Genomic DNA, 26,847 nt, shown 5'->3' with positions numbered 1-26,847 from the left:
CAAAAAGAGAGCCTTCGGATGAAGGCTCTCTTCGACTATTTAAGAACCGAGGGTTCTTTCTGTCTGTGTATAAATTATTGCTGCTCGGAATGCGTCAAAGAGGCTTTGACAAATTCACGGAATAGCGGTTGCGGGCGGTTCGGACGTGAAGTGAATTCCGGGTGGAATTGAACCGAGAGGAACCACGGATGCTCTGGAAGCTCTACGATCTCTACTAGACGGCCATCCGGAGAAGTTCCGGAGATAACCAGTCCTGCTTTTTCAATTTCGTCACGGTAAGCATTGTTGAACTCATACCGGTGACGGTGACGCTCATATACCAGTTCATCATCATAGCAAGACATTGCCAGAGAGTCCGGAATAATCTTACAAGGATACAACCCAAGACGCATAGTGCCGCCCATATCTTCAATATCTTTTTGCTCAGGAAGCAAATCAATCAATGGATATTGTGTATTTGGATCGATTTCGGAGCTGTTTGCACCTTGTAGTCCAAGAACAGAACGGCCATATTCAATTACAGAAACCTGCATTCCAAGGCAAATTCCAAAGAAAGGTATCAATTGCTCACGGGCATAACGAATAGCGGAGATTTTACCTTCGATTCCCCGATCACCGAAACCACCAGGAACAAGAATACCGCCAATACCACGCAGCATTTCGTCCACGTTCTCATCCGTAATTTCCTCTGCATTCACCCAGCGGATCTTAACCTCTGCATTCGCAGCAAAACCTGCGTGTGAAAGTGATTCAACAACGCTCAAATAAGCGTCATGCAGTGCTACGTACTTACCTACAATTGCGATTTCTACTGTCTTCTCTAATTTCTGAATCCGGCTAAGCATACTTTCCCATTCGCGCATATCTGGCGCAGGTGTTGTAAGCTTCAAATGATTAACAACAATCTCGTCCAATCCTTCATCACGAAGGTTCAATGGAACTTCATATAATGTCGAAGCATCGCGGCATTCCACAACAGCATTAGCATCAATATCGCAAAAGAGTGCGATTTTGGCTTTCATATCTGCGGAAAGCTCATATTCCGTACGGCACACGATGACATTCGGTTGAATACCGATACTGCGCAGCTCTTTAACGCTATGCTGTGTCGGCTTCGTCTTCACTTCTCCAGCAGCCTTGATATAAGGAATCAAGGTTACGTGGATATACATCACATTTTCCCGGCCAATATCACTCTTGATTTGACGAATCGCTTCCAGGAACGGAAGACTTTCAATATCCCCTACAGTACCGCCGATCTCTGTGATAACAACATCAGAGTTGGTCTCACGGCCCGCGCGGAACACGCGTTCTTTGATCTCATTCGTAATATGCGGGATAACTTGTACAGTTCCACCCAAGTACTCTCCACGACGTTCCTTGCTGATTACGGATGAATAGATCTTACCTGTCGTCACATTGCTGTTCTTCGACAGATTGATATCAATAAACCGTTCATAGTGCCCAAGGTCAAGGTCAGTCTCTGCACCGTCATCCGTTACGAAGACTTCTCCGTGCTGGTAAGGGCTCATTGTTCCAGGGTCTACGTTAAGATACGGATCAAATTTCTGAATCGTTACCTTTAGACCTCTGTTCTTGAGCAGCCTGCCCAGCGAAGCGGCGGTAATGCCTTTACCCAGGGAAGACACAACGCCACCCGTTACAAAAATATACTTTGTCACTGTAAAACCCTCCTAAATAAAGTCCAAACATAAAAGCGGCACATGGTGTTTATCGTAACCCGTTTTACTATCATCAAAACAGGGGAAATCAAAAGTTTAATTCACCGGGGAAAACATAAACCGTCATCCCTCAAATTCCATTAATCTACAGCTACTTTGCATCTAAAAAAACAAAAAAGTGACACCCGTAGAACCGGGGCACTTTTTATTTTAGAAAACACGTTTATTAACTTACATGATAAGCCCATGCAATAGTTTACTCTGACGATCCCCCACTGTCAAGGGAGGAATTATGCCACAGACAAGACTCTTCTGATTATTGATCTTACTTGTCATCCTCGGAATCTTCATCGTCGCCATCTTCTGCATCGTCTTCGTCCGTATCGTCTTCGTCTATGTCATCTTCATCGATCACGACATCTTCGTCGACTTCTTCTTCGCTGTCGTCGTCAGAATAGAGGTCGTCGCGATCTTCATCGATAGCGTCGAAATCCTCTTCTTCAGCTGTGTAGTTTTCTTCTTCATCAGCAAAATCGTCATCTTCCAAATCATCGTCTTCATCGTTGATGATGCGCACCCGTTTAGTGTTACCAACCGGATCATCGGAGCGCTCAAGAGGATACCAGCGTTTCAGTCCCCAAAGGTTGGTTCCGACACAGGCAAAACGCCCGTCAATGTTAATCTCGGTATATAACTGGGCAATAGTATCTTGGCTTTCTTGATCGGTCATGCCGCGTAACTTGGCTACCTCGACCATCAGATCACGGTAATAATACGGTGTATTGGCTGCTTTAAGCACCAGAAAGGCAAGATCCACCATTGGCATTTCTTTAACTTTCTCAGGGTCTAGCTTTAAATTGAGTGGCGTACTCACTAAAGGACACTTCCTCTCACGCATTGTTCACATTACGGTTTATTTCAATAATATCCATTAACAAAACTAAGTAAAACCTATTTAACAACAAAATGCAAGTCAAATGCAAGAACCGCCCAACAGAAAAAGCCTCCTGCTTATTATCCATACAGGAAACCTGTCTTCATCAAGAAGAGTTGATATGTAATTGTAGCAAGGGTCGCCGCACCCAAAGTTTTTAGAAATGGGATTTAAAAAGGCGGAGGAAGACCTCCGCGCATGACTGTATCCACGCCAAGGATCGGCTCCTTACGGGATGTTACAAAGAGAGTTTTAATCTCTTCTGTTTATTTTATGTAAAGCGCCGTCTTTTGACACGCTGGGCAGCCCATTTCCTTAAAAAAGGGCAAGTTCCCATTCGGACCCCTCCCTCCGCTCATACAATATGGCAGCAGGGCACCGAGGAGGGACAGCGAAACCTATGGACTATTACAAATTTTGGAACATGCTTCTTGAAGAAATATCGGTTGCCCCCAAAAATGGTGAGCGGCGTATTCTTACCTTCAACGATCCCCGCCAGTATGCCGGAGCTTTCTCCCAATGGAAGGCTCTAAAAGCAAAGCAGCCCGAGCTGCGGCAAGTACAGGTATCTCCGCTGATTCGGGCCTTCTTCGTGCCCGCTGCCGCCGGAAAGCTGATGAACCGATTTGCAGACCTTCTAAATGTCGAAGACGATCTGCAAATCCAAATCCATTCCATAGCTAACGAAAAAAGCGGAATCGCAGCGCTCCCATGGGGGGTGAAAGCGATTCATGCTCCTCAGGCATGGTCTAAATCAACCGGAGTTCACGTCAAAATCGGCGTCATTGACACCGGCGCGGATTACCGTCATCCCGATCTGAAGCATTCATTAGCCACTGGAGTCAACCTACTACACCGCGGAATGCTGCCGCTGGATGATAATGGGCACGGAACTCATATCGCCGGAACCTTAGCGGCAGCAGGGGGGAATCGCGGAATGATGGGAGTGGCGCCGCGAGCGCTGCTATATCCAGTCAAGGCTTTTGATCATAGTGGATCAGCCTATGTATCCGATATTGTGCTAGGTATTGATTGGTGTGTGCAGAACCGAATCGACGTCATTAATATGAGCTTTGGAATGAAGACTAGAAGCAAAGCGCTCCACAATGTGGTTATAAAAGCGTATCGGGCCGGAATCGCCGTCATTGCCTCCTCTGGGAATGACGGCAAACGTGGCGGGGACTATCCCGCACGTTATCCCGAGACGATAGCCGTGGGCGCCATTGATAAAAGACACCGGGTTGCCGGCTTCAGCAATCGCGGTTCATATATCGATGTATACGCGCCCGGCGAAGGCGTGCCCTCCTGCTGGCTGAAGGAGGGCTACAAAGAAATGAGCGGCACCTCCATGGCGACCTCGCATGTCACGGGAGCCGCAGCACTGCTGCTCGCACTGCGACCGGGCCTCACGCCAAGGGAGCTGAAGCTGCTTTTGCGCCGCACCGCGTCCCCGGTGCGGCTGCGTAAGGGGCAGCGCCGCGCATCCCTAGGCGGCGGCTCTGCCGATGCCCTACGCCTGCTGAGAGCAGGAGTAAGGGCGAAGCGTTCGGTCTCCGCGAACGTGTAGACCCCGCCCGGGCACCGGGTGGGTCACTCTGACGTTAGCGCAGCTGATGCCGGTGCGAAGAACGGCAGCAAAGAAAAATCCGCCCCCCAGGAAACCGGAAGGCGGATTTTTTGTCGTTTGCTGTTGATTTACATGCGATCCGGTGCAGAAACTCCGACAAGACGCAGTACATTGGCAATAGTAGTACGTGTTGCGCCAAGCAGAGCAAGACGCGCCACGGTTTGAGCAGCATCCTCAGTAATTACACGTTCAGCTTTGTAATAACTGTGGAACATCGCAGCCAGCTCATATACATAACGAATGAGGCGATGTGGAGCATAACCTTCAGCCGCAACAGCGATTTCTGCCGGGAGCTCACCAATTTTGCGCAGCAGGTCATATTCATGCACTGCTGTCAGCTTGGAGAAGTCAATTTCCGCGTAATCAGGGATAGAAATCCCTTGCTCCTCTGCCTGACGGAAAATACTGCAAATACGCGCATGCGCATATTGAACATAGAATACAGGATTTTCATTAGAAGTAGAGATCGCCAAATCCATATCGAAATCAAGATGAGAATCCATGCTGCGCATGGTGAAGAAATAACGAATCGCATCGATCCCTACTTCCTCCATCAAATCTTCCATCGTAACCGCTTTGCCGGTACGTTTGGACATTTTGACCTTTTCACCATTCTGGAACAGGCTGACCATCTGAGCAATCAGAACCACTAGCTTCTCAGGATCATTGCCAAGGGCTGACATTGCCGCCTTCATCCGCGGAATATAACCATGGTGATCAGCGCCCCAAATGTTAATCATTTTATCGTAACCGCGGCCATACTTATCGCTGTGATAAGCAATATCCGGGGTAAGGTAGGTATATGTGCCATCATTTTTGATCAAGACACGGTCTTTATCATCCCCGTATTTTGTCGTTTGCAGCCAAGTTGCCCCATCTTGCTCATACACTTCTCCACGATCACGGAGCTCGTCCAGCGAGCGCAGTACTTCTCCGTTCTCATACAGCGAGGTTTCACTGAACCAGATATCGAAGTTTACACGGAAAAGACCTAGATCACGTTTGATTTTATCCAACTCTTTATTAAGTCCATAGGTCCGGAAAAAAGCAGCGCGCTCACTAGGGCTCATCTCGAGCAAGGTATCGCCCTTTTCTGCCACAAGCTCCTTCGCAAAACCCTTAATATCCTCACCATGGTAACCATCTTCCGGCATTTCTGCCTCTTGTCCCAGCTCCTGAAGGTATCTGGTTTCAATGGATTTACACAGATTAGCCACTTGGTTACCGGCATCATTAATATAATATTCCCGGGTCACTTCATAACCTGCATAATCAAGCACATTACACAGCGCATCACCGACAGCAGCACCACGGGCATGCCCTAAATGTAGGCTACCCGTTGGATTGGCACTGACGAACTCCATTTCAACCTTCTGACCTTGACCCAGATTAATACGGCCATAGTCATCCCCCTGCTCAGCAACAAGGCTTATGATTGGGTACAAGTAATTCTTAGACAGGGTAAAGTTAATAAAGCCTGGTCCTGCAATCTCCGCTTTCTCAATAGAAGCTCGGCTCGTATCCAAATGCTCAATAATAGCTTCAGCAATCTGGCGTGGATTACGTTTAGCAATTTTGGTCAGCTGCATAGCAGCGTTCGTAGCCAAATCACCATGCGCCTTATCTCTTGGTACTTCAAGTACAATATCCGGAACCTCTTCCGGTGCAACCAGCCCAGCATTCACAATCGCATCGGCGATGGCTTCTTTTACCCGTTCATTTACAAGCTCTAACGGATTCTTACTATGTGTCATAATTTCGGTTCCTCCTGTATATGCAAACTAATAGCGAACTTTCCTGTCAATTCCTCGTAAACGTACAAATCATATTCCCAGGCAACCGTTAAAGAACGCCCTTCGCGCACAACTTCCAGCTTGTTCGTTTCCGTAGAAAGATTGAACTGCGTATATGGCGAGCGGTAGAATCCTGGCAGACGCCGTCCAGCTTCAAAGCTCTGCTCCGACTGAATCCCGCCATGGCGGATTAGCTTCAGTTGATTGCCTGCAATCTTTATCGTTGTACGAACAGAAACTTCCTCTCCGCGAGGACCCTGCTCTAATTCTTCATATTGAATATATAGATGCGGTCCCTTGGATGTTACTTCTCCATTCGCTTCCATAACATTTCGCTGACCATCTTGAAGGCTCACGAGCGTAATAGAGACATCATATTTGTCAGACTGTATTTCAGGCATCACACGTTCCTCCATTCTGCAAGCCTCTGCATTCTGCATAAGAAAAACGTCTAATGGCAAAGCTTAAACATTTTTATATTAATCAAAGGCCTATTTCGCTTTCCCATTGTACACTATAATCCAGTTCAAAGAAGCATTTCAATACAGAATCAAGCATATCTTCATAAGCACATAAAATATTACCATATTGATGATTAAAAGCACACTTTGAACGTCCATTCTCTATGTATATCATTTACTTCGATAATATTTGCACCTACCAAGCACCTATCGGACATAGATGACCTTAAACGCAGTATGATTCCATATTCGGTGTGATAACGGACCCCTTAGTCGCTATTGGCATAAAAAGCAACCCATTTGAACCTCTTTCTAGGCGATAGTGTTACTGGAGTCCGAAACCCTATCCCAAAGGCCGAAAGTTTGCAAATAACGTCAACTGGGTCCGTACCCCTCCGAGGATGAGGGATCTGATAAGGCCACTGATAAGGGTACTATTCAAGCAAGCAACCAAGGATAAAAAATACAGAGCAGCGATTCTCCAAGTATCCGGAGAATCGCTGCTCTGCTGTCTATTTGCGATGTTTACAATACTTCGGACCCTTATATTTTTTATTGAAGAGAATTATTGGGTCATCACTTTTAAAGAAAACCTGCGTTCCCATGAAGCTCCGCCGTCTTTGGTCACATACAAGGAAGAGTAATCAAGCTCACGGATGGCGAGCCAGCCCTCTTTATTACTAGTGAAGGAGATTACCCCGTCATAACCAGCGAGCTCCGGAAGATTAGTCCATTGCTTACCGCCGTTATAAGAGCGTCCAACTGCCACTTTCTCTGCTGCTGGGGAAAACCCCACTAAAAAGGATGTGCTGTTTCCTACAAGCTGCAGGTTCCCGGGTTTGCCAGCGGCTGGCCCTTTATTGAATTCAGCCTTGCCGCTGCCTGGCGCAGGTCCGCCGCCCGCAGTTTCCTGAGCGATCACACGATTCCAAATTTTCCCCCTGTTCGCACTTTCGTACAGCGAGTAGGAGGTCTGACTCATCCCCGTACCGCCATAGAGCACTACAGCGACCTGATCTCCCTTAGCGGAGATTTGTCCAAACTCGGGCTCGGCAAAAGCCGCCTTCAGTGAAAGGCTCCAAGTTCCCCCTCCATCTGTGGTCTTCATTACCCGATATCCGCTTCCGGGCACGATTACAACCGCCCAGCCGGTATTCCGGTCACTAAAATAAGCGCCTCGTGTATTGGGTGGGGTGGAAATCTTACTCCAGCTCAGCCCCCCGTCTTTGGTGTAATACGTTGCGGCTCTCTCATAAGCAAAACCTTTCTTACTATCGATAAAATTTATTCTTTCAAAGCTGACGGCATTGTTCGAAAGTCTCTTCCACTCCGAGCCACCGTTAGAAGTACCAATTAAATATTGAGCCTGCCCCTCCTCTACAGAAGCAAGAGCAAAGCCATGTACATTATCGGGAAAATCGAATTGTTTGAAGCTCCATTGGCCTTGATAGATCTCTTGAAAATGGCAACCTCCGTCAGAGGTACCAATCATAAATCCATTACCTGCTGCCCGTCCGGTATTCCCATTCAAAAACTGAACATCAGAAAAGCTTAGCGGTGTAGATACATCACCTGAATGCTTGTTTTGCAGGGCCTGTAGCAAGCCGTGATCTCCCGTGCCGCAAGTCGCTGGTGCTGGTGTAGCCGCAGCATGTACAGAAGTTACAGGTGCACTCCAGCCTGAAACCATAATAAGCGTCGCCGAGAGGGCGGTTATTGTCGTCTTATGAATCCTTTTCGTCCATTTCATGATGACACCTCCTAATATGTATATACCCTTACTCACAATCCCTACTCTGTTATACCGCCAGAGAGGATACCCTATCTACCTTAAACAATCACAAAATAGAAACAATTTGTTACCCTCCATATCCCTAATGAATATCCTTCCAGATCCTTCCCCATAATATGAGAGAAAGGAGTCTGGTGCCATGACACGCGAATCAACGAATCCACCGAAACGAAAAAGCCGCTTCCGGCGTTTATTTCGGCTGCTGGCAGCCCTGATCATATTATTTGTATTAACCACCGGAGCTCTGCTCGGTTATCTATATCAAAAAGATCTTCCACCGATTAGCGATGATGTGCGCTCCAAGCTGTTTGACTCCCGGGGCAATGTTCTTGCCACCTTTACCTCAGACGGCCGCAGCCGCGAACCGGTCAAATTAAGTCAAATTTCTCCCCTGCTCATTGAAGCTACACTAGCAGTCGAGGATCGTAAATTTTATGAGCATTCCGGATTTGATCTGAAAGGGATGGCACGAGCTGTTCTTGTCAATCTGGAAGAGGGGAACCGGTCGCAGGGTGCTAGTACACTAACTCAACAGCTCGCACGTAACCTCTACCTATCCCATGAAAAAACGTGGACGCGCAAGGCTAAAGAAGCTGTCTATACGATGCAGCTGGAGATGAAATACAGCAAAGATGAAATCCTGAACATGTATTTAAATAATATCTACTATGGCCACGGTGCTTACGGCATTGAAGCAGCCTCACGGATGTATTTTGGGAAATCTGCAGCGGATTTAGACCTGGCAGAGAGTACCATGCTGGCTGGAATTCCAAAGGGACCTACCTATTATTCACCATACAACCACATGGACAATGCTAAAAAGCGCCAGAGAATCATCCTGACCGTCATGGCGAATTTAGGTAATATCACTCAGGAAGAAGCGGGACAAGCCGTCCAAGAGAACTTAAACTTCAAGCCGCAAGGGCAAAAGGATACGCTTGTAGCTGCGCCTTATTTCCGGGATTATATCCGCAATTTGGCTATAGAATCGCTCCACATCAGTAATGATGAGCTGGAGCAAGGCGGACTAAATGTCTATACCACCCTAGATCCTGACATGCAGCATGCCGCAGAAAATGCCGTTGACAAAGAGATGGATCAAACTAGTGATCTGGAGACTGCGCTTGTATCCATCGATCCTCGCACCGGTTACATCAAAGCAATGGTCGGCGGAAAAAATTATCGTACCAACCAGTACAATCATGCTTTGGCCACCACACGCCAGCCGGGTTCTTCCTTTAAACCGATTATGTACTTGGCCGCACTCTCATCCAAAGAGATGACAGGACTTTCGGTCTTCAATAGTCAGCCAACGATGTTTCATTATGATAACAACCGCAAAACGTATCAGCCCCGAAACTTTGGAGATAAGTATCTGGGTGAAATTAATATGCGGCAAGCTATCGCAGCATCCGACAATATCTATGCTGTTAATACAATTATGAAGATCGGCGCGGATAAAGTAAGCGAAATGGCTGCGAAGATGGGCATTGACAGTCCACTTCAAAGCGTACCTTCACTGGCCCTAGGCACTTCACCGATCAGTCCGCTTGAAATGGCTGCGGCTTTCGCTGTAATTGGAAACAGCGGTCAGAAAATGCCGACCACAGCCATTCTAAAAATAACCGATTCAAATGGCATGGTCCTGTATGAAGCACCTCAACCCAAAGGAGTAACCGTCGTAGAACCTTCAGCTACCTATGTACTGACTCGTTTAATGGAGGGGGTATTCGAGACTGGGGGGACGGGCAATCGTGTGGCTTCCATAATCAAACGTCCGGTAGCCGGCAAGACCGGTACTACGGATACAGATGGCTGGATGGTAGGTTTCACCCCGGAGCTATCAACGGCAGTCTGGGTTGGGTACGACAAGGGGCGTGACATCGCAACTACCGACGGACGGCGTGCAGCTCCTATTTTCGCCCAATTTACTGAAAAAGCGCTGGAAAATGTCCCTCCAAAAATTTTCCCCATTCCAGATGGAGTGGTCAGCGTATACGTCAATCCGCAATCCGGTAAACTTGCTACAGCAGCATGTCCCGACAAAGAACTGGAAACCTTTATTAGTGGAACTGAGCCCACCGAATACTGCGAACTGCATGGAACTGGCGCCGCTCCTGCTGTCGATGACACACAAAGCAAGGTAGATCCTGCTGAAGAGAATCGTTCCCTATGGAAGAACATTAAACGCTGGTGGTTGAATTAGCTCCTTCATTTATATTGAAGGGGTTTTTCTTTTTTTATAAGTTATATATTGTAGTAACAACAGGATTTCCAAATTCAAATATCACTTATCACATAAGGGATGTAACCGTTTTATTTATTATGCTTACCCCATTCTCTTAACTCTCAATTACTGCTATAATAGTTATTAGAAACCAAAATATAATGATGTAAATGAGGGACATGGGATGAAGGATACAGGCATGATCCGGAGTTTAGACAGTCTTGGGAGAATTGTGGTTCCCGCAGAAATCCGTATGACGCGTAATATCGACATTGGTGATCCTATCGAATTTTTTGTTTTAGACGAAAAAATCATCGTCCTTAGGAAGTACACCTCGACAGAGTGTACATTTTGCAGAAGCCACGACCATGTCACCTACTATAAAGAGCAGTTTATTTGTAGCAGCTGTCTAAAAGAAATTGTCGATCCTGAACGCATGTCTCAATTGCCAGAGTCACGTGAGGATTTTGTTGTTGAGGCACCTGAGCACAACACCAGCATCCGAAAGTCGAAGACAGAGGAAATGTGCCAACGTCTGGAACAAGCTATTGAAGATCATCCCTATGCCAACCAAAAAGAACTTGCAGAAATCCTCGGGATTAGCCAAGCCAGAGTGAGTCAGCTCAAACGCAAGCTTAGCAGCACAAGCAAATCATAAATTAAAAAAGCTTCGACGCTCCTATTTCCGGAGGTCGAAGCTTTTTCTATATCGGATAACCCTTCTGGAGGCTCCTATACTATTCAGTCAGTGCAGCTTTAAGCTCATCTGAGGATGCATTCCACCATGCTTCATTATGAGAGATCAGAAGGGATTTGAGCGCCGACTTCTCAATGGCTCCAAGCCCTGCCACATCGATCTTGCGTTTAAGAGCTGCATCCAGCTTATTGACATGCTCGGCAAGAATTTTCCATCCGCGGCGCGCTTCTGTATCAATCCACATTTCACAGGCTGTGATTCCACCATAAAATTGAGCTTCCAATGTACGGTCTACCGCTACCCATACCACCCAAACCTGTCTTCCATTCGGTACATCTTCACGATTCATGGAAAATTTAATTCCTTTTTCCACCTTGCTCTTGGCATGCATGGCACCGATATCAATAACCGCCACATCACCATCAATAATGACAGGTGAAACGTTGTTGAGATCTATAGAGCCTGCTCCAAAGCCTTTATGTTTACTTTTAGCGTTCACAATATTTAAGGCAATCTGTTTCTTGCCCTCCGGTTGTATGTTGTCCACGAGTGCACACCCTTCCTCTTACGAATAATTTAATTTTAGCTAATAATGCGGCGATTGCAAACATATACATCCCGTAGATGCTTGTCACGGGAGGAATCACACTATGAAGTCACTGTCATTAAAGTACATCATCTTTGCGACCCTGGCCATCCTCGCGCTGCTGGGAGGAGGAATATGGGCCTTTTCAGGGGATAGCTCAACAGCTTCTGTTACTAGCTTTGCTTCAAAAGAGGCCAAGTCCTCCAGCGGCACAGCGCCTGCAGCCGTACCACAGCAGGTATTGCCTGAGAGCGCACCCGTCCCGGCAGAGGAGGCTTTAAGCCAGCGGGTAGTCGAGTATCACATTGATGTCCAGCTTGTTCCTGACACAGAAACCTTAAAAGCTTCTGAGACAGTAACCTGGACACACCCCGGAGTAAAGCCAGTAAGTGATTTATATTTTCACATGTATCCAAATGCATTTGCCTCATCAGATACCACCTTTATGAAGGAATCCGGAGGGACGCTCAGAGGCGACAGCATGCCTGAGAACGGCTTCGGAAATATGACGCTGACCGATCTGCGCACGACAGAGGGAACTTCGCTAATGCAAAGAGTGCAATATGTTCAACCTGATGACGGCAATATCAACGATAAGACGCTTCTAAAGGTACATCTTCCTCAGCCTGTTAATGGTGGGGAAAGTGTAACACTTAAGCTTCAGTATGAAGTCCAGCTGCCCAAAATCTTTGCTCGCATGGGTGCTTCAGGTAACTTCGTTATGGCTGGGCAATGGTTCCCTAAGCTTAGTGTATACGAGCCTAAGGGCACACGCGGAGTTAAAGAAGAAGGCTGGGACCTGCATCAGTATCACGGGACCTCTGAGTTTTACAGTGATTTTGGCATCTTTAATGTAACGATTGCCGTTCCTTCCAACTATACGGTGGCTGCGACCGGATTTCCTGTAAAAAATGCCAAGCTCAAACAAGATCAAAAAATATATCAGTTCTACGCCGATGATGTCCACGACTTCGCTTGGGCTGCATCCCCTGATTTTACAGTAGCAGAGGAAGCTTTCTCTACGCCGGAAGTGCCTGGAGTACGAATTAAGGTGTATCTCGACCCACTGCACAAAGACTTACAAGAGCGTTACCTTCAAGCTGCCAAGGCTGCCCTGACCTACTTCAGCAAATGGTATGGCCCTTATCCCTACTCTACGCTGTCTATTATCGTCCCACCTAAGGAGGGAAACGGCGCTGGAGGAATGGAATATCCTACCCTTATTACAGCCTTTGGGGCCGCAGATTCTTCTCCAGATACCTCACTTGAAAGAACCGTCATTCATGAGATCGGCCATCAATACTTCTACGGTATGGTAGCCAGTAATGAATTCGAAGAGGCTTGGCTGGATGAAAGCTTTACTTCCTATGCCGAAGACAGACTTATGGAACAAGAATACGGTATCAAGTCTAATTTGCCTTTACAGGCCAGCCTGGTGACTATACCTGAGCCGTTAAATCTGGAAACGTGGAAATATGCAGGGGCGGATTCCTATAGCCGAAATGTTTATATCCGCGGCAAGCTTGTACTTAAAGATATCGAACGCCAGGTAGGTACCAAAGCAATGAACAACATCATGTCCTCCTACGCTCGTAAGTTCCGTTTCCAGCATCCCGCTACGTCAGATTTTCAGAAAGTCGTTGAGAAGGTAACCAAAAAATCATGGCAGGCATATTTCGATGATTACATTTATGGTGATGGTGCGCCTGACTTCTCAGTAGATACGATTACTTTTAAAAAAAATAACAGCGGCGATGCTCAAAGCTACGAATCATTAGTGAAGATTTCAAATAAAGGGAGCCATTACGTTGATGTTCCCGTGAAATTCACATTCGCCGACAGCTCTTCGGTGCAGCGGGTCTGGAACGGTGAAGGAGCAGAGACTACGTTTCAATTGTTAAGCGATAAGCCTCTTCTCTCTGCTGAGATTGACCCTGAGCATTCCATCTTATTGGAGAGCAAACATTTAAACAACTTTAGGCTGGCGGAAATAGAGCCCAAGACGCTCTCTCGCTGGACGTTAAGTGTAACTAAACTACTTGAAACCGTGCTCGGAACTCTTGTCTGGTGAGGTGAATGATTGTGAGAACATCGATAACCCGCGGCTGGCAAAGCATGAAGGAGCAATTTTATATTTTAATTCTGCTCTTCATCTACCGACTGCTCTGGGGCTACTTTATGTATGGTTTCATCCGATCTGCTATTATTCCAATTCTACTGCGCTATCCAGATAAAGACGCCGGCGGCAGCGGTATGGGCAGACTGTTGTATTATATCGAGGGACAGTTCAGCTTGAATACTGACCCTGCGATACGCACTTGGTTATGGATGCTTCTAGGACTTGTTGTCTTGCGACTTCTGCTTTCTCCTTTCATAAGGGCAGGATTGCTGCATGAGCTGCACCAGGAGCGAAAGGGCGAGCGCGGGCTGTTCTTTTTCCCCGGCATGAAGATCTATGGACTACCTGTCTTAGTCTTTAGCCTAATCGAATGGGTGCTGACCCTGCTGCCGCTTTACTGGCTTGCTCCAAAAATGTACGGGCTGTTCTTATCCTCTTTGTTTAACTACACTTTGTTACTTCATTTAGTACCATACGTATTGGCATGGCTTATATATATTTTTATCGTGCGCCTGTTTCTTCTATATATGCAGTTTGGTTACACCGGCGGTACAGGAATGTTCTCCTCACTGTTCATCTGCTTGCGGTCACTGATTCCTGCTATAGGTGTTTCCATTGTACTTGGTGCGGGAGGCTTGCTCCTACTGCTAGTGTGCGGACTGACGGGTCTGTTCTGTCCCGGCCTGCCGGCACTTATAATACGGCAAATCTCACCACTACCTTCTACGCTCTTAAAAATGTGGGGAATCTCTGCACAATATCATCTATGGCGTAGCAAAGCATTTCCACAATAAATTAACCTTATTTGACATAATAAAAAGGTCCCAATTCCTGTATTTAGGAGCTGGGACTTTTTCCCATTACGGATAACTTAAGAGTATTTGCAAAATCATAAAAGCTCTGTTACAATAAGTCCTGTGCTATTAGTAACAATTTTGTAATCAATTGAAACGATTCCTACATAACTAAATGTATTTATCGTAAGTGTAACTGTCGAAACGTCATTCTCTTGGTGCTTAACACGCCTAATTCCTTTGCACCGGGAAGTGGGGGAACCATATTTTGGGTGAATTGATCTCGCTTTACAGGGATCATAGGGAATCTTCTACCGAACCCTTAAGCTAACCTCGCAGGCCTTGGAAGGAGTACATCTTTTGAAAAGACATAATTTAAGAAAAAAATGCGTCGCTGCGGCGCTAGGACTTGTAATGGCATTATCTATTGGTGGAGGAAGCGCCTTTGCCGACTCTAAGATGGACACTGTAATCTCAAAGACTATTGGAGTTGCCTATAAAACCGGAGGTACAAGCACTGCCGGATTTGATTGCTCTGGATTTACAAAATATGTATTCAAGAATGTGGGTCTTACTTTACCTCGTACATCAAAAGCTCAATATAGCGTTGGAACTGCTGTATCCAAAAGCAATCTGCGTTCTGGTGATCTAGTGTTCTTTAACACACTTGGCAATGGAGTATCCCATGTCGGCATTTATGTTGGAAACGGAAAATTCGCACAATCGTCCTCTTCGCGTGGAGTGACCATCACTTCACTCAGTCAGGCCTACTGGGCCAATCGTTATGTTGGCGCTAAAAGAGTAATGAGTACTTCAGCTTATCAAGCTGTAGCCTTCGATTGAAACCTTCCTCACAACTATAACCTCATAATTACAACTATATGAACCTGAATCTGATTATGCCCGTAATCAAATTCGGGTTTTTCTTTTTCCATAATATATTTTTACACTATTAGAGCCCGATTGAAACACGTTTATTTGATAAAAATTGCAATTATATTAAAAATTAGGTCATTATTAACGCTTACATATGCCTTTCTACCGTAAAAATGCCAATTTTTCTGCATTAATATGTTAAAAACGATTGCCAAGCGGCTTTCTGTTTGTTACAATTAGCGCAGTGAGATTTTAGTAACATTTTTGTAATCATTAAGTTGTTATTTACAAAGGTTTTGTCATGTATTGATTACAAGCTAATCCTAATCAACAGTATGAGCCGAGTTTCCTAACTATTAGGAAAACGGGGGAACCAACTTTGGGTGAATTGACCTCCATTATATAGAGGGGTCATAGGGGACCTTCAACCGAACCCTTAAGCTAACCTCGTAGGCATTTGGAAGGGGTATACACTTTTGAAGAAGAAGTTAGCAGCAGCAGTACTAAGCTTTTCCATCATCCTCACCATCGGAGCAGGAAGCGCTTTCGCAGATTCCAAAATGGATAAAGTGATTGACAAGGCCATCGGTACTAAATACGTATCCGGCGGTATATCCACTAACGGATTTGATTGCTCCGGATTTACAATGTATGTGTTTGATAAGATTGGCATTAACCTTCCACACCAATCAGGTTCCCAATATCAAATGGGCACAGCAATCTCCCGTGATGATATAAGAGCCGGAGATCTTGTATTCTTCAATACAAGTGGCAAAGGTGTCTCCCATGTCGGCATTTATGTCGGTGAAGGTAAGTTCGCACACGCTTCTACCTCACGCGGTGTTACGATTAGCTCTCTGAGTGATAGCTACTACGTGAAACGCTACGTTGGTGCTAAGCGCATTATGAGCACAGACGCTTACCAATCGGTTGCTGCTGAATCGGAAGACAATGATGATGTTCAATAAGTAACGTACATAGGCTCTTTTCCAAGGTAACTCTTGGAGGAGAGCTTGTTTTTTTGTCTTATTACTTATTTACCCCTCTCATAATTTGTAAAACATTCCTCTCATATAAAGTTTCTGAGTCGAACCTCCCCCATTTTGTATATAATTAGTAATATAGCAATGTCCTCGTGAAAGGAGATCGTTGACCTTATGATAAATCCCTCGGTAACTTTTCATGTTGTTCCTATGGAGGCAATTCACGGAGAAGCTATTTGTAAGTGGAGCTATACGCCCCCATATAATATTTATGGCTGGATGCCGTGGGAGCAGATGCAGGCTCTTGGCATCGAGTTTGGCGATCCGCAGCTCCGGGAGGAACAATATATCTCCATATTAAATGAACAAGAGATTTTGTGCGGATTCGCACAGTTGTTCCCGATGGAAGGAGTCGTTCGTTTAGGAGTTGGGATGCGCCCCGATCTATGCGGCCATGGTTTAGGCAAACTATTCGTAGATGCCATCGTCCAGACAGCCTTGAATCGTTATCCTGATCGTGAGATAGATCTAGAAGTCCTGACCTGGAACCAACGCGCCATTCGAACTTATCAAAAATGTGGATTTACGATTACAGATACGTATGAACGCCGCACACCTACAGGAGACAAACCTTTTTATTGCATGGTCTATGACAAATGATATTAAATACCATATATTTCATGAGAATGATTGTATTCTCGTTCATTTTTTTGTCACAAACCCTATGATAACGCTTCACCATAAGCTATAATGTAGGGAGCAGCTTACATAGAAGGGACGAATTGGGATGCAGAAATGGATCATGAGCGGTTTGTTTTTTGCCGCCTGTGCCTTTGCGGTAGTACTCATGTTTACACTTCCGGGTAAAGAAGAGGTAGCGGAAGAAAATAAGCCCACGATGCCGGTAGTTCAACTGGACGCAGCAAAGGCAGAAGCAACCGTGAAAGCCAGCTGTATCACCTGTCACGGCGATCAGCTTCAAGGTGGAGTTGGACCAAGTCTTCAGAATGAAGGTGGCCAGCATGACGCTGAGGAAATCTATAGCATCGTCACTAAAGGACGTGGCCAAATGCCTTCCTTTAAGGAGAAACTAGCGCCTGAAGAGATCGCCAACGTCGCACTCTGGCTCTCAGAGAAAAAGTAACCCACCCAAGCAACTAAAAACGCCCGTGTATGAGATAGGTGACTATCTCTGCACGGGCGTTTATTTTATGATTTCGGCTAAACTAGTGATTTTTTTCAAAGGCTTCATTAAATTGATGCGCCTCTCGAAGATCTAGAGCCGTAATCCCATCTTCTTCATTAGATTCAAGTCGCAGTGTAACTGTTTTATAATCAATCGTAATATGTGGATGATGATCGAAGGCTTCTGAAATCGTGGCTACTTCATCAACAAACGCAATGCCCTTCATATATTGGCTGAACATATATTTTCGTACCATAACGTTATCTTCCAGCTTCCAGCCCTCTAGCTTGGTGATCTCCTCACGCAGTTCCTCTTCCGTAAATAACAATTCGTTTCCTCCCTTACAAAAAATTGCAGTAAAGTGCGCAGTTCCCTTTACTTGTCTTAGGCTTTAAACAAAACATCCCTTAGCTTCTGAGGTCCAAGGGATGTGCCAGGATAAAGGCGATATTTTCGATTTAATGTATTCACAAATCCCAGCGATTATAACTCGGCTTTATCAATTTTAACACGGGCTACTGACTACGGGCAAATTACGTACAGACTTCTCCTCCGCCTAAATTAAAACCACTGAAGCCAAATCCTCTTCGCCAACTAAAATATTAATGCGGTGCGTGTCCTTATCGTAAATAATTACGCCGCTCCCCACCTCAATCATAGGTTCATTACCCAGCGCGAAGAAAAGATCCTCAGCCAATGCTTCCCATACCTCCAGCTTTGATTCTTGGGGTAGTTCCTGCCACTCGTCCGGATCCATCTCAAAAAATAAATATCCATCGGAAATTCGTCCGACGGCTTCGGTCAAATCTGTTAGAATTTCACCGTAATCTCTACCATGCTTTACACCCACGTATATCACTCCGTTTTCTTCACAGATGAATAATTACTTACCTTATCCATTATAGCCGAAAAAATGACTTCACAAAAAACCGAATGATGTCGATAAATAAGAATATACGTTAATTCGGTTTCGCACAGAGTGCCCTGCCGCTGTTTCAAGGATGATATACGCGGCATTGTCGGAACACATCTTAAATCTCACGGACGAGGTGCAAAATGGAAATTTCAACAATAATTGGTTTAATTTTTGGTTTGGTTGCTGTAATCTGGGGCATGATCCTCAAGCACGCTCCACTTCATGCTTTGGCCACACCTGCTGCTTACGTTATTATCTTGGTGGGTACGGCAGCGTCTATTTTCATGGCCTTTCCTTTCAACGAGGTCAAAAAGATTCCAAGTCTGTTCAAAATGATCTTTATCAAAAAGAAATTAATCAGTAAACCCGAATTAATCACTATGTTTATGGAATGGGCTTCTATCACACGGCGTGAAGGTCTGTTGGCTCTAGAATCAAAGGTCGATGAAATAGAAGATAACTTCCTCAGGAATGGCATGCGGATGATCATTGATGGAAATGATCAGGATTTTGTCCGCGATGTCCTCATGGAGGATATCCACGCCACAGAGGATAGACATAAAGCAGGAGCGCTCATTTTCTCACAGGCAGGTATGTATGCTCCTACCCTTGGGGTGCTCGGGGCGGTTATCGGCCTCATCGCCGCTCTGGCTGATATGAGTGATATGAACAAATTGGCTGCGGCAATCGGGGCTGCCTTCATCGCCACTTTGCTTGGTATCTTTACAGGTTACGTATTATGGCATCCTATTGCTAATAAGCTGAAACGTCTCTCCAAACAAGAAATCGAAGTTCGAATGATGATGGTCGAAGGTCTTTTGTCCATACAGTCCGGTGTATCTACTATTGCCATCAATCAGAAGCTTGCTGTATTCCTAACACCTTCGCAACGCGTTAAGTTAAATGAGAAGGACGGTGGATCAGGTGAGCAAAAAGACTAGACACGAAGAGCATGAAGAACATGCCGATGAATCGTGGCTGTTACCTTATTCCGATCTCATGACTCTTCTGGTGGCTCTGTTCATCGTTATGTATTCTATGAGCGCAACGGATGCCAAGAAATTTGAAGAGATGAGTCAAGCCTTCAGTTCCGCACTTAATGGCGGTACAGGTATTCTTGAAGAGCGGGCAGCAATGCCTAGTAAGACTCAAGAAGATCTAGGGAAAAATGATAAGATGGGTAGCTCTACTTCCAAGAAAGCTGAAGAAGCAGAAATGGCAAAGCTACGACAAAAGGAACAAGAGGATTTAGAGAAGCTTAAGAAACAATTCGATCAATATATTAAGAGCAACGGTCTAACTGATCTGCTCAGTACGAAGCTTAATCAATCTCAGCTAATGATTACGATCAGTGATAACGCATTGTTCGCCTCTGGCCAAGCCATTGTTAAGGATGATTCGCGGCAATTAGCTAAATCCATCTCAACGATGCTGCAGCAATTCCCGGATTATGATGTAGTAGTGCAAGGGCACACCGACGATATTCCGATTTCTAATAGCAACTATTCATCCAACTGGGATCTGAGTGCGGATCGGGCACTTCAGTTTATGAAGATTTTGCTGCAGAACACGAATCTAAATCCGCGCAAATTTAGTGCGATTGGATACGGCGAGTATCATCCTATTTCGGATAATGACACAGCTACCGGTCGAAGCAAGAATCGCCGGGTAGAGGTTTCCATTATTCGCAAATATCAAGAATCCAAAGAGTTTACAGGGATTGTTCCCTCTGCTGAATAAGTGATGTCGTAAGGTAATAAAAAGAGCTGTCCAAAGGTCTTAGACCCCGGACAGCTCTTTTTTGTTGCGAGTACTACATTCTATATGGACCTGTAACATTGTAATAACATTCCTACAGTAATTCGTAGTTCAGCGTAGCTCCAAGCTCTTTCTTCTCATCAGCAGACAGCTCCCGCCATTCTCCCGTTTGCAATGCCCCCAGGCGAATATTCATAATCCGAATGCGTTGCAGCTTTCGAACCTCATAGCCAAAAGCGCTGCACATACGACGAATCTGGCGATTTTTGCCCTCTGTCAAAATAATACGGAAGACACGCTCCGTAATACGCGTGACCTCACAGGGCAGCGTCTTCTCACCTAATATTTTCACACCGCTCGACATGCCGGTAATAAATGAAGGCGTAATGGGTCTGTCCACGGTAACCACATATTCTTTTTCATGCCGGCCTTCCGCCCGCAAAATTTTATTAACGATATCACCATCATTAGTAAGCAAGATTAATCCTTCCGAATCCTTATCGAGACGACCAATCGGGAATATACGCTCATGATGACCTACAAAATCGACAATATTCCCCTTGATATGCTGTTCTGTGGTTGATGTAATCCCAACCGGCTTGTTTAGAGCAATGTAGACCGTCTGGCTCGAGGTTTCAAGCGCTATACCATCTATTCGCACATCATCGCCCGGAACAGCCTGACTGCCCAGCACAGCAGGCTCTCCGTTGATCGTAACTCTGCCGGCATCCACAAGCTTGTCTGCTTCTCGGCGTGAACAGTACCCTGTCTCACTGATGAATTTATTAATTCTCACGTTGTTCTTCACTCCGTTCATCCTTAATGTTGAGCCAAGGTGTAACCCCTCCAGCTGCAGGCAGCTTAATCATAACGGTTGTCCCCCGGCCAACTTCACTTTGTATTTCCAAATGACCCTTATGAGCCTGAATAATACGCTGGCTAATCATTAACCCAAGACCAGTCCCCGATTCCTTATTCGTGAAGAACGGTTCACCCAGCTTAGGCAGCACGTCCTCTGGAATCCCTTCACCCTGATCTTTAATTACAATAAAGACGCAATCCACAGAGTTCCAAACTTCCATCGAAATGACTCCACCCTCGGGCATAGCCTCAATTGCATTTTTAACAATATTAATAAATACCTGCTTCAGCTGGTTCTCTTCACAATGTACAGTAGCAGGTTGTTCAGAGAATTTCGTACTAAATTGAATATCATGTAGATGAGCCAGACTATCCAATAGAGAAACTACATCACCTAATATGTAGCGAAGATCTTTCTCCTGAAAATGAACGGCTTGTGGCTTAGCCAGAATTAAAAATTCACTGACGATAAGATTAATCCGCTCCAGCTCGGATAACATCAGCTCTATATGAAGCGGAACCAAGAGCTCCTTCTCCTGTTGAAGCTGTAGAAATCCTTTTAATGTGGTAAGAGGATTACGAATCTCATGAGCTACTCCTGCGGCCAATTGGCCGACTGTAGTTAGTTTCTCAGAGCGTCTAAGCAGCTCCTCCATTCGATTGCGTTCCGTCATATCACGAGAAACGTGAATAAAGGAATGGGGATAACCCTCTTCATCTCGAATTATCGAGGTACTAACGCTAACTTCAACTAATGATCCGTCCCGTTTAAGTCTCACTGTCTCGATCGGCGGCAGAACTGCACCATTTCTTAACGCGTCAAGCCGCTCTTCCTCTTGCTTAAGCGCTGTCGCGGGTACAAGATATGGCATATTGCCTATCACTTCTGTTGCACTCCATCCGTACAGCTCCTCAAAGGCTCTGTTAGTGCTAGTGATTCGTCCCTCCATATCCAACGTATGAATCGCATCCGACGTACCGTTAATTACGGATTCCAAATGCTCCTTAACTGCCCGGTTCTCTTCCAGCGTCTGCTTAAGACGATTGGTGCGTTGCATAAGATGAGAAGTCATAGCGTTAATCCGCAAGGCTAATTGACCTAGCTCATCACGAGAGGTTACGCTTAATGGAGGTTCGAACTTACCTCGCGCTACATCATTGACTTTAGCAAGTATAGCCTGAATTGGACGGGTAACAAAACCTGAAAGTATGTAACTACATAGCAAAAATAATGCCAGCAACAACAGAGACGTAGTCAAATAATTGGTTAATTGTTCATGAACTACGGATGAAATCACAGAATAATCCAAAACTACACCGATTACATAAGGTTCCATTTTAGCAGTCTGGATAGGAATGAAGCTTTTGAGTACTCTTTTTCCATGTACTCTCGTCTCCAGTGTAACTGGCTTCTGCTTCTGCTGAGCTAATAGAATGGCCGCTTTATCTTGCTCCACATTACCATAAGTATAGGTACCGAACTTAATTGGGCGGTTGCCAAGTTTCTTTTTAAATGCATCGCTTCCATCGCCCGCCATACTCGCTAAACCAAATGTTGTTGGATTAAATCCTGTAAGCTCTAAAATCCCAGGATTAACTTCTTTGGTTCGCTCTACAATTTGATCGGGATTGGTGATTTTGACATATTCACTAGCCGCAGTATTGAGCATAACAGGATTAATGATGTAGTTGCTTGCTTCATCATGATAATAACCCCACTTCTCAATGAAATCGGGATTGTAGGTTGAATATTCAAATGGGCCTGACCAAAAATGATCCAATGCCTGACCTTGCCCCACAGTGACTTCCTGATTATCAAATAACTCCAAAAGGGCAAGGTACCAGTACCCCCAACCTTGAGTGGACATTCCAATATCAATAGGATTTGATGCCCTTGTCACCACGATATCATTATCAGTCTTTACCAGAATTGAAATATTAGACACGCCCAACTTGGAAGTTAGAGCCTTTAGTTGAGCGTTGGTTATATTCTTATAATCCGGACCCAATTCCTTAGAGGCAAAAATGGCAGCCATTCTTAAGTTATGCGCAATTTGATATTCTACATAGTTAGAGCTATAGTTACTTTGTTCTACAGAAACAGCCATTTGCATAGCGGTGATCTGCATATTATTTACGTTTTCATTTCTTAGATTATTCTGAGCGGCATAAAGGTTAAATGTCAGGTTCAATGCTAAAATTAGCAGTACCGCTCCAAAAATAATAGCAGATAGTTTTGTCTTTATGGACAAACTGTTATTCACCTCTTATCCACTGGTAAATCCTTGCGGAGCCTATAATAAACATCATACCTTTTGCCCCCTCATTTGAAAAGGACATTTAAAACAAGCCTATTAATTCACGAAATATTGAAATTCAAAAGGTGTTTCTCTACAATATATAAGAAACCATCCACATCTTATGCACATATAAACAAATTATTAAAGTCCGATGTGTACAAAAATGTGTATAAGTAGGCTGTTATCCACAGAGTTATGCACATTTTGTTAAGAACGAATATTTGTTCGTTGTACAATGGTTACAGAAGAAGGGAAGATGATCTTGAATATTAAAGCCAATGAATCGCCAGAAGATATACAAGCGGTTCATGAATATTGGATGAGGCAGGCGATCGCAGAAGCACGTAAAGCTGAGGCATTAGGTGAGGTTCCTATTGGCGCTGTCATTGTTCGACATGGTGAAATTATAGGACGTGGATACAATTTACGAGAAACGACAATGGATTCGACAGCCCATGCAGAGATGGTAGCCATTCGCGAGGCCAGCAATGTCATGAATTCTTGGCGTCTGCTGGATTGCCAGCTGTACGTCACCCTAGAACCTTGTCCGATGTGTGCAGGAGCAATAGTGCAGTCCAGAGTGCCTCTCACGGTATATGGAACGCCTGACCCTAAAGCTGGATGTGCCGGGACCCTCATGAACTTGCTTGAAGAGCCGCGATTTAATCATAGAACTGAGGTAATACAGGATGTTTTACAAGAAGAATGTGCAGATCTACTCACCTCCTTCTTTCGCCGTTTACGTAAAAAGCCAATTAAACAAAAGGAGGACTCCTAAATGACCCTTACTCTATATCATACCTCTCAAGGGATCTATATTTCTCCACTTGAGCTTAAGGATGCACAGAGCCTGCTGGAGCTTCGTTTAAATAACCGGGTAACCCACGAACCGTTTGAGCCAAAACGTGATGAGCACTTCTTTACCCTGGACAGTCAGCAACAGATCATCAATCAGCGTATTGAGGACGCCCTACAGGACAGAGCTTATATGTTCGGCATTTATCTGCTGGATGGACAGCTAATCGGTCAGATCACATTGTCCAACGTCTCACGAGGTGTAGCACAATATGCTGATTTAGGATATTTAATGGATCATCGGATGCAAGGACAAGGTTATATGACAGCAGCGGTCGGATTAGTCCTTGGCTATGCTTTCCGAGCCTTAGGTCTACATAGAGTTCAGGCAGCTATTTTATTGCATAATGAAGCTTCCCGAAGAGTCCTGGAGAAGAGTGGGTTTAAACCTGAAGGGGTTGCCCGTCAGTATCTTAAAATAAATGGACAGTGGCAGGATCACCAAACCTACGCAATCTTAACTGAAGATGTGCTGACAGAGGAACAGAAATAGGATTCTGCATTGTCGCAGGAATCAGTGCTACTTTTTTTCCTAAAAAAAGACCCGCATGGGCGTATAATATACGCCTCATGCGGGTCTTTATCTTGCGAACTGGGATTAATAAGTTCCCAAACCACCGAATTCTTCTCCAAGTTGATCCATTGTAATTACATCATCACCTTGAGGGATACCAATCTTGAATACCGGCTTTTCGTTGATCTTGCTGTATTGGCCCGTTCCATTTACTGAGAAGGCCACTTTTGTGCCATCTTCCGGATCATTTACTTTAACATCCATCAATAAATCCTGATACACAGCGTATCCGTCCTTATTGATCGCAGTATTATAGTGGAACTGGTTGATGGTAAGGTACTTATCAAGATCAGCTAAGCCCTTATCCAATTCAGTTCTAGCTTCACCTGATGTCAGTTCTTCTTTAGCCTTAGCTAGATCTGCATCTTTAATCTGCAGCATATCCTTGTATTCTTCCTTGCTTACGATATCAATAATTTTAGGCAGGGCATTATTCACCAAGATAGTGATTGCTTCTTTAACATTATCGTTAGTCACTTGGAACTGAACGACTTGTTTAGCTTCCACACCTTCTGGTAAATTAGCATCTTTGGGATCAATCTCGTTAAAATATTTTTCTTCGTCATATTCAGCTAGGACAGTGTCCACCACTTCATTAGACAGCTTCTGCATTTTTTGAGTATCCATCGTACTTGGGTTAAATTCTGCACCCTCCTGCTCTGCCAACGCCTTCAGATCAACCTCTACAAACTTATTGAGGATCGTCTCAGGAATCGGTACGAAAGGAATAGATGGAATCTTAACATACAACTTCTCGGCAGTCATTACCATAGGAACATTAAAGCTCATGCTCATATCGCCTTTCAGATTCAGAACCATAGTTAGTTCTGTCTGCATTGGCTCTGCTTGATATACCCCATCAATGGTAATATCAGCATTCTTAAGCATACTAAGTACCTGTGTAGTCATTGCAGCAGATTCAGCGTCAGAGGTCTCGATCGTAAGATCGTTGATCGTGAATTTACTCTTCATCTCATAAGATGACATTGTAGTCGCTTTAGTAGCGGCTGATTTTAAGGCCTCTTTTGGCGCCTCCTGTTTACTTGCACATCCCGGCAGAATTACTGCTGCTGTAAGCAGCAATGCAGCGGCCGACAAACCCCACTTTTTGTTCATTATTGTTCTCCTCTCCCATTGTAAAAGAAATCTCTCCCCCTCCTATGATAAACCATTTGTAAAAATCAAGAAACACTTCTTTAAAATTCTTAACGTTTTTATTTGTTAACCTTGTGGATTATGGTGGTCAACATGGTTCGCTTGTTTCACCTTTTTAGAACCTGAAAGCGGTTCTGGACCTGAAGGAGCATGGTCTTTTCTCCGCTCACCACTTGTTGGCTCTGCCCCAGGAACAGGGATACTTTTTGGTTTCGACATTTTCATTCCTCCTAAGGATTGGTCAAGTTCTGAAGAGCCTGAGCACATTCATGAATTTGCCGTGAGTATTGCTGTGCCAGCTGCTGTACGGCATCGCTACGCTCATCAATATGGAGACCGCTCTGTTCCACATCCAGCAGATCCACTGCCACTTCTCTGCTATCTACATACTTGCAGCGAAAATCCAGTGAATAGCCTTGATGACCTGCCGCATTAAAATGAATCAGCAAGCTATTCGGATCCCCATTATCCGCCAGCACACTGAAACTATCCCCATCATCCATCAACGCCGGCAAACGCTCCTGCCAGGCTGAGACAAGCTTATGCTGATCAACTTCTAATGATCTATCCATGATTATGATCATCCTCCTTCTCTAATACATTGCGGAGAAATGAAGCTTTTTATTCTCAATAGAACTGGGTCTACCAAACAAAACAAAAAAACCGTCCCC

Annotated in this window: 26 protein-coding genes and 2 riboswitches; of the genes, 13 read left to right on the top strand and 13 right to left on the bottom strand. The window is 44.9% G+C overall.

Going from position 1 to position 26,847, the window contains the following annotated elements:
• Positions 1-74: 74 nt before the first annotated feature.
• Complete coding sequence (locus NST94_RS00600) at positions 75-1,682, bottom strand: CTP synthase (RefSeq protein ID WP_076130377.1); 1,608 nt, start codon at positions 1,680-1,682, stop codon at positions 75-77.
• A gap of 325 nt (positions 1,683-2,007) precedes the next feature.
• Positions 2,008-2,556, bottom strand: a complete 549-nt coding sequence (gene rpoE / locus NST94_RS00595; RefSeq protein ID WP_036679939.1) for a DNA-directed RNA polymerase subunit delta — start codon at positions 2,554-2,556, stop codon at positions 2,008-2,010.
• A gap of 460 nt (positions 2,557-3,016) precedes the next feature.
• Between rpoE and NST94_RS00590 the strand changes: the two genes are divergently transcribed.
• Positions 3,017-4,183, top strand: a complete 1,167-nt coding sequence (locus NST94_RS00590) for a S8 family peptidase (protein WP_036679942.1) — start codon at positions 3,017-3,019, stop codon at positions 4,181-4,183.
• A gap of 128 nt (positions 4,184-4,311) precedes the next feature.
• On the opposite strand, the gene argS is transcribed toward NST94_RS00590, so the two are convergent.
• The 3 genes from argS to NST94_RS00575 all read right to left on the bottom strand — a co-directional run bounded on the left by argS (position 4,312) and on the right by NST94_RS00575 (position 8,247).
• Positions 4,312-5,997, bottom strand: coding sequence for an arginine--tRNA ligase (gene argS, locus NST94_RS00585; protein WP_036679944.1), 1,686 nt, complete (start codon positions 5,995-5,997; stop codon positions 4,312-4,314).
• On the bottom strand, positions 5,994-6,437 hold the full coding sequence (locus tag NST94_RS00580) for a DUF1934 domain-containing protein (protein WP_036679946.1): 444 nt from the start codon (positions 6,435-6,437) through the stop codon (positions 5,994-5,996). The genes argS and NST94_RS00580 overlap by 4 nt, the downstream gene beginning before the upstream one ends.
• A gap of 625 nt (positions 6,438-7,062) precedes the next feature.
• Positions 7,063-8,247: a hypothetical protein gene (locus tag NST94_RS00575; RefSeq protein WP_076303417.1), complete on the bottom strand. Its 1,185-nt coding sequence runs from the start codon at positions 8,245-8,247 to the stop codon at positions 7,063-7,065.
• 181 nt (positions 8,248-8,428) lie between these two features.
• Here NST94_RS00575 and NST94_RS00570 point away from each other — a divergent pair, with 181 nt between their 5' ends.
• Both NST94_RS00570 and NST94_RS00565 read left to right on the top strand, forming a co-directional pair.
• A complete protein-coding gene (locus tag NST94_RS00570; RefSeq protein ID WP_280753842.1) occupies positions 8,429-10,495 on the top strand; it encodes a PBP1A family penicillin-binding protein in 2,067 nt (688 codons plus the stop codon).
• Positions 10,496-10,700: 205 nt separating this feature from the next.
• On the top strand, positions 10,701-11,174 hold the full coding sequence (locus NST94_RS00565; protein ID WP_038568063.1) for an AbrB/MazE/SpoVT family DNA-binding domain-containing protein: 474 nt from the start codon (positions 10,701-10,703) through the stop codon (positions 11,172-11,174).
• Positions 11,175-11,253: 79 nt separating this feature from the next.
• On the opposite strand, the gene NST94_RS00560 is transcribed toward NST94_RS00565, so the two are convergent.
• Positions 11,254-11,760, bottom strand: coding sequence for a YwhD family protein (locus NST94_RS00560; RefSeq protein ID WP_036679953.1), 507 nt, complete (start codon positions 11,758-11,760; stop codon positions 11,254-11,256).
• Positions 11,761-11,863: 103 nt separating this feature from the next.
• Between NST94_RS00560 and NST94_RS00555 the strand changes: the two genes are divergently transcribed.
• The 6 genes from NST94_RS00555 to NST94_RS00530 all read left to right on the top strand — a co-directional run bounded on the left by NST94_RS00555 (position 11,864) and on the right by NST94_RS00530 (position 17,715).
• Complete coding sequence (locus NST94_RS00555) at positions 11,864-13,870, top strand: M1 family metallopeptidase (protein WP_076187210.1); 2,007 nt, start codon at positions 11,864-11,866, stop codon at positions 13,868-13,870.
• 11 nt (positions 13,871-13,881) lie between these two features.
• Positions 13,882-14,712, top strand: a complete 831-nt coding sequence (locus NST94_RS00550; RefSeq protein ID WP_076280421.1) for a hypothetical protein — start codon at positions 13,882-13,884, stop codon at positions 14,710-14,712.
• A gap of 218 nt (positions 14,713-14,930) precedes the next feature.
• Positions 14,931-15,069: riboswitch (cyclic di-AMP (ydaO/yuaA leader) on the top strand.
• A 57-nt stretch (positions 15,070-15,126) separates the two neighbouring features.
• Positions 15,127-15,555, top strand: coding sequence for a C40 family peptidase (locus NST94_RS00545; protein ID WP_076130394.1), 429 nt, complete (start codon positions 15,127-15,129; stop codon positions 15,553-15,555).
• A gap of 361 nt (positions 15,556-15,916) precedes the next feature.
• Positions 15,917-16,059: riboswitch (cyclic di-AMP (ydaO/yuaA leader) on the top strand.
• A gap of 44 nt (positions 16,060-16,103) precedes the next feature.
• Positions 16,104-16,556 carry a C40 family peptidase gene (locus NST94_RS00540; protein ID WP_232061490.1) on the top strand — a complete coding sequence of 151 codons (453 nt, stop codon included), beginning with the start codon at positions 16,104-16,106 and terminating at the stop codon, positions 16,554-16,556.
• 189 nt (positions 16,557-16,745) lie between these two features.
• Positions 16,746-17,231, top strand: a complete 486-nt coding sequence (locus NST94_RS00535) for a GNAT family N-acetyltransferase (protein ID WP_076187212.1) — start codon at positions 16,746-16,748, stop codon at positions 17,229-17,231.
• Between the two features lie 127 nt (positions 17,232-17,358).
• Complete coding sequence (locus NST94_RS00530) at positions 17,359-17,715, top strand: cytochrome c (RefSeq protein ID WP_036679962.1); 357 nt, start codon at positions 17,359-17,361, stop codon at positions 17,713-17,715.
• A gap of 82 nt (positions 17,716-17,797) precedes the next feature.
• Here NST94_RS00530 and NST94_RS00525 read toward each other — a convergent pair whose 3' ends face one another.
• The gene (locus NST94_RS00525) at positions 17,798-18,085 is read right to left on the bottom strand and encodes a 4a-hydroxytetrahydrobiopterin dehydratase (RefSeq protein ID WP_076187214.1); all 288 of its coding nucleotides are present in this window, start codon (positions 18,083-18,085) and stop codon (positions 17,798-17,800) included.
• A gap of 228 nt (positions 18,086-18,313) precedes the next feature.
• Positions 18,314-18,607: a hypothetical protein gene (locus tag NST94_RS00520; RefSeq protein ID WP_036679966.1), complete on the bottom strand. Its 294-nt coding sequence runs from the start codon at positions 18,605-18,607 to the stop codon at positions 18,314-18,316.
• Between the two features lie 206 nt (positions 18,608-18,813).
• On the opposite strand from NST94_RS00520, the gene motA reads away from it, so the two are divergent.
• Together motA and motB are read left to right on the top strand one after the other, a co-directional pair.
• Positions 18,814-19,614: a flagellar motor stator protein MotA gene (motA, locus tag NST94_RS00515; RefSeq protein WP_036679967.1), complete on the top strand. Its 801-nt coding sequence runs from the start codon at positions 18,814-18,816 to the stop codon at positions 19,612-19,614.
• Positions 19,598-20,413 (top strand): flagellar motor protein MotB, encoded by an 816-nt coding sequence (gene motB, locus NST94_RS00510; protein WP_076130384.1) that lies wholly within the window; start codon positions 19,598-19,600, stop codon positions 20,411-20,413. The genes motA and motB overlap by 17 nt, the downstream gene beginning before the upstream one ends.
• A 112-nt stretch (positions 20,414-20,525) precedes the next feature.
• On the opposite strand, the gene rluF is transcribed toward motB, so the two are convergent.
• Together rluF and NST94_RS00500 are read right to left on the bottom strand one after the other, a co-directional pair.
• Positions 20,526-21,227, bottom strand: a complete 702-nt coding sequence (gene rluF / locus NST94_RS00505; RefSeq protein ID WP_036679985.1) for a 23S rRNA pseudouridine(2604) synthase RluF — start codon at positions 21,225-21,227, stop codon at positions 20,526-20,528.
• Positions 21,217-23,544 carry an ATP-binding protein gene (locus NST94_RS00500; RefSeq protein WP_339281545.1) on the bottom strand — a complete coding sequence of 776 codons (2,328 nt, stop codon included), beginning with the start codon at positions 23,542-23,544 and terminating at the stop codon, positions 21,217-21,219. The genes rluF and NST94_RS00500 overlap by 11 nt, the downstream gene beginning before the upstream one ends.
• 310 nt (positions 23,545-23,854) lie before the next feature.
• Between NST94_RS00500 and tadA the strand changes: the two genes are divergently transcribed.
• On the top strand, positions 23,855-24,370 hold the full coding sequence (gene tadA / locus NST94_RS00495; protein WP_256716154.1) for a tRNA adenosine(34) deaminase TadA: 516 nt from the start codon (positions 23,855-23,857) through the stop codon (positions 24,368-24,370).
• A complete protein-coding gene (locus tag NST94_RS00490; protein ID WP_339281544.1) occupies positions 24,371-24,940 on the top strand; it encodes a GNAT family protein in 570 nt (189 codons plus the stop codon).
• A gap of 105 nt (positions 24,941-25,045) precedes the next feature.
• Here NST94_RS00490 and NST94_RS00485 read toward each other — a convergent pair whose 3' ends face one another.
• The 3 genes from NST94_RS00485 to NST94_RS00475 all read right to left on the bottom strand — a co-directional run bounded on the left by NST94_RS00485 (position 25,046) and on the right by NST94_RS00475 (position 26,748).
• Positions 25,046-26,137 carry a hypothetical protein gene (locus NST94_RS00485; RefSeq protein ID WP_076130388.1) on the bottom strand — a complete coding sequence of 364 codons (1,092 nt, stop codon included), beginning with the start codon at positions 26,135-26,137 and terminating at the stop codon, positions 25,046-25,048.
• 105 nt (positions 26,138-26,242) lie between these two features.
• Complete coding sequence (locus NST94_RS00480) at positions 26,243-26,395, bottom strand: small acid-soluble spore protein P (protein WP_036679976.1); 153 nt, start codon at positions 26,393-26,395, stop codon at positions 26,243-26,245.
• An 11-nt stretch (positions 26,396-26,406) separates the two neighbouring features.
• Complete coding sequence (locus NST94_RS00475) at positions 26,407-26,748, bottom strand: hypothetical protein (protein ID WP_036679977.1); 342 nt, start codon at positions 26,746-26,748, stop codon at positions 26,407-26,409.
• Positions 26,749-26,847 lie beyond the last annotated feature (99 nt).

Origin of the sequence: Paenibacillus sp. FSL H8-0282 (assembly GCF_037963825.1) — a bacterium.
Classification (GTDB): domain Bacteria; phylum Bacillota; class Bacilli; order Paenibacillales; family Paenibacillaceae; genus Paenibacillus_AQ; species Paenibacillus_AQ odorifer.
This window is presented reverse-complemented; position numbering and strand designations above follow the sequence as displayed.